Source organism: Limnobacter sp. (genome assembly GCF_964228395.1).
Classification (GTDB): domain Bacteria; phylum Pseudomonadota; class Gammaproteobacteria; order Burkholderiales; family Burkholderiaceae_B; genus Limnobacter.
The window spans coordinates 1-7,178 of record NZ_CAXQZX010000022.1; the positions used below are offsets into that span (position 1 = coordinate 1).

General features: G+C 57.3%; 8 protein-coding genes. 2 read left to right on the forward strand and 6 right to left on the reverse strand.

Features of this window, described 5'->3' with window-relative positions; translation table 11 throughout:
* A partial coding sequence (locus ACEQU8_RS01850; protein WP_370261075.1) for a gamma-glutamyltransferase family protein occupies positions 1 to 974 on the forward strand: 974 nt, incomplete at its 5' end.
* A gap of 29 nt (positions 975 to 1,003) precedes the next feature.
* On the opposite strand, the gene ACEQU8_RS01855 is transcribed toward ACEQU8_RS01850, so the two are convergent.
* The 5 genes from ACEQU8_RS01855 to ACEQU8_RS01875 all read right to left on the reverse strand — a co-directional run bounded on the left by ACEQU8_RS01855 (position 1,004) and on the right by ACEQU8_RS01875 (position 5,526).
* Entirely contained in the window at positions 1,004 to 1,924 is a 921-nt protein-coding gene (locus ACEQU8_RS01855; RefSeq protein ID WP_370261077.1) for a hypothetical protein, read from the reverse strand.
* A gap of 6 nt (positions 1,925 to 1,930) precedes the next feature.
* The gene (locus ACEQU8_RS01860; RefSeq protein ID WP_370261078.1) at positions 1,931 to 2,677 is read right to left on the reverse strand and encodes a phosphonate ABC transporter ATP-binding protein; all 747 of its coding nucleotides are present in this window, start codon (positions 2,675 to 2,677) and stop codon (positions 1,931 to 1,933) included.
* A complete protein-coding gene (phnE, locus tag ACEQU8_RS01865) occupies positions 2,674 to 3,555 on the reverse strand; it encodes a phosphonate ABC transporter, permease protein PhnE (protein ID WP_370261079.1) in 882 nt (293 codons plus the stop codon). The genes ACEQU8_RS01860 and phnE overlap by 4 nt, the downstream gene beginning before the upstream one ends.
* 18 nt (positions 3,556 to 3,573) lie before the next feature.
* Positions 3,574 to 4,452 (reverse strand): phosphate/phosphite/phosphonate ABC transporter substrate-binding protein, encoded by an 879-nt coding sequence (locus tag ACEQU8_RS01870; protein WP_370261081.1) that lies wholly within the window; start codon positions 4,450 to 4,452, stop codon positions 3,574 to 3,576.
* Between the two features lie 132 nt (positions 4,453 to 4,584).
* Positions 4,585 to 5,526, reverse strand: coding sequence for a VTT domain-containing protein (locus ACEQU8_RS01875; protein ID WP_370261082.1), 942 nt, complete (start codon positions 5,524 to 5,526; stop codon positions 4,585 to 4,587).
* Between the two features lie 177 nt (positions 5,527 to 5,703).
* On the opposite strand from ACEQU8_RS01875, the gene ACEQU8_RS01880 reads away from it, so the two are divergent.
* Entirely contained in the window at positions 5,704 to 5,988 is a 285-nt protein-coding gene (locus ACEQU8_RS01880; RefSeq protein ID WP_370261083.1) for a coiled coil domain-containing protein, read from the forward strand.
* 26 nt (positions 5,989 to 6,014) lie between these two features.
* Here ACEQU8_RS01880 and ACEQU8_RS01885 read toward each other — a convergent pair.
* A partial coding sequence (locus ACEQU8_RS01885) for a neutral/alkaline non-lysosomal ceramidase N-terminal domain-containing protein (RefSeq protein WP_370261084.1) occupies positions 6,015 to 7,178 on the reverse strand: 1,164 nt, incomplete at its 5' end.

A 7,178-nucleotide genomic window follows, 5' to 3' on the forward strand; every position in this document is an offset into this window, starting at 1 on the left:
GCGAATTGGCACAGGCCATGGCCGAAGACCTGCACCGGGTGGGCAGCCCAATCGCGCTGACCGATTTGCCCAACCAGCACGCGCAGTTTGTTACGCCATTGCAAACCGAGCTGAACAACAGCACGATTTACAACATGATTCCGCCCACGCAGGGCATGGCCTCACTGATGATTTTGGGCATGTTCGACACCCTGGGTGTGCAGCACGCCGAAGGATTTGATTACCTGCACGGCATGGTTGAATGCACCAAGCAAGCTTTCCTGGTGCGCGACCGCTATTGCACCGACCCCGCCTACATGACCGTCAACCCGAGCGACTTTTTAAGCCGCGAAGCACTGGCCGAGCGCGCCAAGCGAATCAACATGACTCAGGCCCTGCCCTGGCCGCAAGACCCCTGGCAAGGAGACACCATTTGGATGGGCTGCATCGATGCCCAAGGCCGCACCGCCAGCTTTATTCAAAGCGTGTTCTGGGAGTTTGGATCGGGTGTGGTGTGCCCATCCACCGGGGTGATGTGGCAAAACCGTGGCATCAGTTTTTCTCTTCAAGCCGACGCCTTGCACAGCTTGGAGCCCGGCCGCAAACCATTCCATACGCTCAACCCGGCCATGGCGCGGTTTAAAGATGGACGCAGCATGGTGTACGGCACCATGGGGGGCGAGGGGCAGCCACAAACACAGGCCGCCGTGTTCAGCCGCTATGGTTTATTTAACCAACCCTTGCAACAGGCAGTGACTGCGCCGCGGTGGTTGCTAGGCCGTACCTGGGGTGAGCAAAGCACCACACTCAAGCTGGAGAGCCGCTTTGATGCGGCCTTGGTGCAGCAACTGCGCGATGCGGGCCATGTGCTGGAGGTGCTGCCCGAGGCGTTTAGCGACACCATGGGCCATGCAGGTGCCGTGGTGCGCCACCCCAATGGTGTGATGGAAGGCGCCGCCGACCCACGTTCAGACGGGGAAGTGGCCTGCTGCTAGATTTGGCAAAGTGGCGCCAACGCCGGGGGCTACACCCCCTGGCTGATGCGCTTGAAATACGAAGTGTATGCGGCACTGCCCTGCGGCCACTGCTGTAAAAAATGTCGCTGCCATTCGTCTTGCGGGATTTGTACCCGCACCTGCTCGACCACACCGTTGACCACGTTGGTTTGTTTGTAAACCAAATGCGGGTGAGCAAAAGGCCGAAGTGAAATGCGGGTGAACAGCCCGTCCAGACTGCCGCTGGCACTGGGCATGCCGGCCGCACCGTTGTTGCACACCAAGCCCAAGGCGCCATCGCCCAGGTCTTCATGATGAAACGCCGCCGTGCAGGTGTGGCTGCTGGCAAACACATCCACACGCGCCTGGGCAAACATTTGCTTTCGCCAAGAGGCCTCCTCAGGCTTGGCCAAATGCTTGGGGTCAAAGCGCCAACCGGCCAGCGACTCCGCATCACCATGCACCACGCCCACACGAATTTTTCCCACGCGGTAACGGGCGTAGAAAGGTTTCTCCGAAAGAACTTCCAGCATGTCCGGGTGTTCTTGGGCCACTTCCTTCAACGCACTGTGAATCAGGTTTGAGCGGTCTACCACACCCTGGTCCACATCGTCGGGATAGGCGCAACCACAGTCTTCCACATCCAACGGTTGGCCCAATTCGGCCTCCACATTGCCCAGCACACAATCGTGCTGCAGCACACGCTCGTTGATGCGCGCAAACCATTCCGGGTCGGTGTTGAACCAATTAAAATCGCCGTTGAAACAAATTCGCACTCGCCCCTGTTCCGAGGCAGCCAGCCGCTCAATGGCTTGCAGGGCAAAGGGGTTGCCATACAGCCCGCCCACCACGTACAGCACATCGCAGCGGTGCTCGCGGGCCAAGGCAATCCGTGAAGGGCTATAACGGTAGCGTATGGGGCAATGGCGGCCCGATGCGTTGCGGCTCATCGATCATTACTCGTACAAAAAGTCCAGATGCTCCTGGCTCAACTCGTGACTGGGGCAATCCAGCACAATACGCCCAGCCTTTAAACCAATAACCCGCTGGCTCAGCAAGGGCACCAGTTTGGTGTTGTGCACCACAGTCAGCAAGGTGGCTTGTTGGGCACATTGCAACAACAACTGGCACACTTCTTCGGATGCAGTGGGGTCAAGCGCCGCAGTGGGTTCATCGGCCAACACCAAGCGAGGCTGCTGCATCAACATGCGGGCAATGGCCACCTTTTGGCGCTCGCCGCCCGACAACTGGTCTGCCCGTTTGCTGGCCAGCCCCAGCATGCCCACCGCACTCAGGGCGGCTTGCGCGCGCTCGGTTTCTGCGGGCGTAAACAAACGCACCCAACTGCGCAGCAATGGCATGCTGGCCAAGCCACCCACCAATACATTTTCGAGTGCGGTCAACCGGCCCACCAGGTGCAAGCCCTGTAGCACCTGCCCAACCTGGGCACGCACAATGCGAAGATCTCGCTCGCGACGAATTGGACACACTGTTAAATTATTGACTTGAATTGAGCCCTCTGCAGGACGAACAAAGCCATTCAAGCAACGCAGCAGCGTGGATTTGCCTGCGCCATTGCGGCCCAACACGGCCACTTTTTCACCAGGCTGAATGTGCAGGCTGGGCACCTCCAGAATACACCTTGCACCCATGTTTACACGCACCCCATTCAGGGCAATGCAGGGGGTTAAATTGTGGTTCACAGCAAGGCGCTCCGAATGCGGCGGCTGATGGCATCAAACACGGACACCAAGACCACCACCACCAACAAAATGGTCGACAAACGCCCCCACTGAAACAAGGCCACCGACTCGGAAATCAACAAACCCAGACCACCCGCTCCAATGATGCCCAGAATGGTGGAATCGCGGATGTTGTATTCCCAAATGTAGAGGTGGCTGCTGACCCACTGTGGCAACACACTGGGCCAGACCGACCAGAAAAACGTTTGCGATGCACTGGCACCCACTCCGCGCACGGCCTCGATGGCCTCCATGTCCAGGGTTTCAATGGACTCGGCAAACAACTTGCCGTAAGTGCCCATGCTGTGCAGCGCAATGGCCAAAATGCCAGCCGTGGGGCCTAAACCGACAATGCCCACCAACACCAAACCAAACACCACTGTGTGGATGGAGCGGGTGGTATCCAGCACCAAGCGGCTCAATACCGCCAAAGCCTTGGGAGCCCGAATATTTTTTGCACTAAGCACACCAAAAGGCAAAGCCAACACGGCCCCCAGCAAGGACCCCAATGTAGCGATTTTAAAGGTGGTCCAGGTGGCGTAGCCCAACTGGACAAGCCACTGCCTTTCAACTTCTTGCCGGTTTTCGGTGCGCAGCACCGTGCCGTCGTCACTTTTGTACTGGTAGTTGGGGTCGCCCAGCCACACGTCCAAAAAACTGGGTTGTGCAAACTCAGAGAGGGTTTTGAGCAAATTACCCAAAGGATTTCGGCCAGTGGACAGGTCGCCCGCGCTAACCAGGCTATAGACGCAAGCCACCACGATGGCGGCGTACAACAACACCAAACCACCAAAACCCAAGCGCCCGCGAAGGGCGCTGCGCCATGTCCACGCTTGCATCAAACGCACCAGCCAAATTTACTTGGGTTGTAACCTGCCTGTGGCCAAACCCGCATCGCGGATGGGCTTGTAATAGCTGTTGTCCTTCTTGGCAAAGCCGGTGTAGCGAGGGGGAAGCAAGTCGGGTTGCTTTTTAAGTTCTTCACCAATAGCGAGTAAGGCGGCTTGCAATTTGGCCACAAAGGCTTTGTCTTCAAACAGGGTGGCACTCACTGCAAAGGCATCGTTGGGCAGGGGGTCTGATGTCCAGATGATGCGGGAATCCTCAGCGCGAATCAAACCACCGGCAATCATGGCGTCGCGGTTGCGGTTGTAATCTGCACCTGCATCAATGGTGCCTTGGGCCACCTGGGTTTCAATGGCTTGGTGGCTGGTGTGAATCACCCGGGAAAAATAGGTGTCCGGATTAATACCCTGCTTCTGGAAAAAATGGAAAGGAATCAAATAACCGGATGTGGAGCCCTTGTCACCAAAAGCGAAGGTTTTTCCTTTGAGGTCAGCCACCGATTTAATGCCACTGTTGGGGTGGGTCACCATGATGCTGTAATACTCGGGCTTGCCCTCGTATTCGATGGTGGCGACCGCCTGAGCACGGGCCTCGTTGTTGGCCAGCACATAACCCCAGGGGCCCATCAAGGCTATGTCGGTTTCACCATTGGCGAGCGATTTCGCCAAGCCTTCCCAACTGCTTACGGTGCGCAGCTTTACGGGCATACCCAGCTTGGCTTCCAGGTATTTGGCCAGCGGCGTGTAGGTGGCGTCGTTTTTGTCTTTGTCGGGCTGGTACAAACCCACACCAAACTGAATAACCTGTTGTTGTGCCAATGCTGGCGCGGACATGGCAAACAGGGCGGCCAAACCAAACGCCGCAGACAGGGAACGGAAAAATGCAGTCATCAACATTCCAAATGAGTAGGGTGTATACAGGCGCTTAAAGCGGCTCGGGCCACTTGTATTCGCTCGGAAGCCTGCAAAAGTTACACGATAAGATCCCCCTGCCGCGCAAGGCGGGTGCAAAGCCACCAAAAATTAGTGCACCGTCGGCAAACGGTGGGGGGACTGGCCGCCATGGTGACCCTTCTGCAATTCAACCCAGGCTTGGTAGCCCCCGTCCATGGCCTTGGCATTCCAATAGCCAGCCTCTTGCAGGGCGGTGGCCACATGGCTTGCACTGACATCGCCGGGGCAGGCGCACATGGTCACGATCAGGTCGTGCCGAGGCCACTGGGCTGCAATGCTTAATGCGGTCTCGGGCGTGGCGGGTTGCCAACCTGCCAATGGCTCGGCCTCTTGAATGACCGCAGGCCGAAGGTCCAAAAGCCGCAGATGCGATTCGCCTTTTCGCACCAAGGCCAGCACATCACCGGCGGGTAGCTTGGGCATGCGCAGACGGGCTTGGAAGGCATAGCGCCGGGACAGCTTCCACACCAACCACACACCCAACACCAAACCGGCCACCAGCAAAAACGAGAACAGATTGGCCTGCATTTGCTGGAGCAACCACTGCACCTCCCCTTGAAATAACCAACCCGTGAGCAAGGCGGCCATGGCCCACACAAAAGCCCCCAGCGCCGAGGCCAGAGTGAACTTCCACAGTGGCATTTTTACAGCGCCTGCAATGGGCGGCGCCACGGTGGAAAAACCTGGAATGAACTTGGCCACCACCAAAGACCAAGGCCCCCACACCCGAAACTTGCTTTCGGTTTGGCTGACGCAAGATTCAGGATTGAGAGACAACCTGCACAAGGCCGACAGCACCTTGTAACCATAAAAGCGACCAGCCAGATACCAGGCCCAATCGGCAATCAGAGACGCGAAGGTGGCCAATACGCCAAGCAGCAACACCCCGGGCAGGGTACCTGCCAAACCTGCCGACACGATCATGGTGGGCACTGCAGGCACGGGGGCACCGAGTTGTTGCAACAACACATTGACGAACACCAACAACTCGGTGGTTTCAAACAAGGACATGGGGCTTTACGCATACAACATTGGGGGTAAGCTTGATAATGGGGTTGGGGTGCTGATAAATCAATTGCCATGCACACATCGGCCTCGCGTTTAGAAGCATTTTTCGATTCAAAACGCGAGGGGTGTCATATGGTTTGGCTATTCTGATTTTTTGTAGCAACCACAAGGAGTACCCACATGGCAGATCTTGAACATTACAAAGCCAAGTTGAACGCCCAACTGGACGAATGGAAGGCCGACCTGGACAAGCTCAAAGCCAAGGCCGATGGAAAATCAGCCGATGCCAAGAAAGAATTGAATGAGGCCATTGACGCCCTGGAGGCAAAACTGGCCGAGGGCAAAGGCAAGCTCGATGAGCTAAAGAATGCGTCAAGCGAAGCATTTGACAGCCTGAAAGACGGCGCCAACAAGGCTTGGGACAACATCACAGACGCCTTCGACAAGGCCAAGTCCACGTTTTAACATCACTTGAACCTGGCCGTGCAGGCCTACTGCGCAAACAAAACGCTGTATGCCTGCTGGTTCAACGCTGGGGTTGTTAAAGGCCCCAGCGAGACTGTTTCTTCATAAAACGACTGGCACTCAAACAAGCCACCGCCGAATTCTTGCTCTGTCAGAATGTAGCCCAGCGAATTGTGGGTCAGGCCCAGCATCATCATGGGGCTGTTGGATCGTGCGCGCAACGAATCGGCCAGCCCACGTGAGCCCTCACCCGGAATGCTCACCATCTCCAGTGTATGCTCGGGCGCGTCGCCCTGCCCTAGCCGAATTCGACTCACCGCGGTTTGCGCATAAAGCGCAGCTTGAGGAAGATTGTCGTACCCCGGCAATTGGGCCAGTTGCTCGCCGGCTGGGGTAAAGTTGTAATAGCCATTGAAGCTACGCAACACACCCGCCCCAACAAACAAAGGATTGGTAACGGGCAACAAGGCGTTGGCATGCTTAACCTGCATGCCATTTTTGAGTACCACAGGGTTGGCCAGGCCCACCAAAGCGGCCTGTGCCACTTGCACGCCCAACGAATTGGCGCGCTCGTAGGGATCCTCACCGGCTGGCGCGCGTGGCGAAGAATCGGCAATGGCACCGTTGTAATACAACACAGTGGATTTGAAATTGCTCTCCAAGGTACGCAGGGCGCCGCCCACCCAATCGGTGTGCACCAGCCTGTTGCTCAAACCCAGCACGGTGGGATGTGCAGAATAGTTCAGCACGGCACCCAACACCGAGCCATCGCTGGCGCGCGCCTGCAACAAAGTGAGATGGGGGTCGGGTGTGCGCGTGTCTTCGGGGTCGCAGCGCCGAAAATTGTTTAGACGCGCCTCGCCCTCCAGCAAGGTTTGACCATAACGCACCTCGGCAGGCTGCAAATTGGCCATGGCCTCAGCCGTGGCCTGCGCGGCCAGTTGGTACAGGCCCTGTTGTACAGCCGGGTCACAGGCCTGCGCGGGGTCCGCGTCTTTGCAATCTAGCCAACTGTTGGGCACACCACCCCACAAGCCTTGCAGGTCGGCCCCGGAATGGGTATGGGTTTGAGCAAACAACACATTGTTGGGCTGCGTGTTGGCGGCCTGAGCAACAGCAGCCTTCAGGCGGTCTTGAATCACGTTGCCAGCGCCAATGGCATCAATGGTCACAAACACCAAGCGGTTGGG